Annotated in this window: 2 pseudogenes; both read left to right on the top strand. The window is 55.2% G+C overall.

Features of this window, described 5'->3' with window-relative positions:
* Positions 1–91, top strand: a pseudogene (locus ACQKPC_RS30420) (MlaA family lipoprotein); the annotation flags it as partial.
* A pseudogene (secY, locus tag ACQKPC_RS30415) lies at positions 71–1,033 on the top strand (preprotein translocase subunit SecY); the annotation flags it as partial. The pseudogenes ACQKPC_RS30420 and secY, both read left to right, overlap by 21 nt.
* Between the last annotated feature and the right edge of the window lie 95 nt (positions 1,034–1,128).

Genomic DNA, 1,128 nt, shown 5'->3' with positions numbered 1-1,128 from the left:
CTCGGCCAAGACCGAACGCGAGATTCAGGTGCAGACCTACCAGCAAACGCTGCAGAGCGCCTTCAAGGAAGTGGCCCCGGACCGACTCGCGGACCTGTTTCGACAGAATGAGGGGACCATTCTTAGCTTGTTCAACATGTTTTCCGGCGGCGCGCTGGAGCGGATGAGCATCTTTGCACTGGGGATCATGCCGTACATTTCGGCATCGATCATCATGCAGCTGATGACCGCCGTCAGCCCGCAGCTGGAGCAGTTGAAGAAGGAAGGTGAAGCTGGGCGTCGCAAGATCGCTCAGTACACCCGCTACGGCACTGTCGTTCTCGCTCTCGTTCAGGCAATTGGCATGTCCATTGGTCTGGCGGGGCAGGGCGTTTCGTTCACTGGTGACTTTGGCTTCCATTTCGTCGCGGTATCCACTTTTGTGGCTGGTGCGATGTTCATGATGTGGCTGGGTGAGCAGATTACTGAGCGTGGTGTTGGCAACGGTATCTCGATGTTGATTTTCGCAGGTATCGTCGCCGGTCTTCCGAGAGCGATCGGGCAGTCTTTCGAGTCTGCGCGTCAGGGTGATATCAACATTTTTGCCCTGGTTGCCATCGGTTTGCTGGCAGTAGCGATTATCGGTTTCGTGGTGTTCATTGAGCGTGGTCAGCGTCGTATTGCTGTTCATTACGCCAAGCGCCAGCAGGGCCGCAAGGTCTTTGCTGCGCAAACTAGCCACTTGCCGTTGAAGGTGAACATGGCCGGTGTTATTCCGGCCATTTTCGCGAGCAGCATTTTGCTGTTCCCGGCTTCGTTGGGTACCTGGTTTGGTCAGTCTGAAGGTATGGGCTGGCTGCAGGACATCTCGCAGTCGATCGCTCCTGGTCAGCCGTTGATTATTCTGCTGTTTAGTGCAGGGATTATTTTCTTCTGCTTCTTCTATACGGCGTTGATGTTCAATCCGAAAGACGTAGCGGAAAACCTGAAGAAGTCCGGTGCCTTTATTCCGGGCATCCGTCCAGGAGAGCAGTCTGCGCGCTACATTGATGGCCGGTGGCTTCGGTAACATCCCCCTGGGCATTGCGTTGATACTTCCACACCGCTTTGCCGCGATAGCGTGCATGCAGGAAACCATTGCGGTATTCG

This window comes from Pseudomonas sp. NPDC089918 (genome assembly GCF_050280605.1).
Lineage (GTDB): Bacteria > Pseudomonadota > Gammaproteobacteria > Pseudomonadales > Pseudomonadaceae > Aquipseudomonas.
Note: the sequence above shows the minus strand (reverse complement) of the source record. Positions and strands in the feature narration are given on the sequence as shown.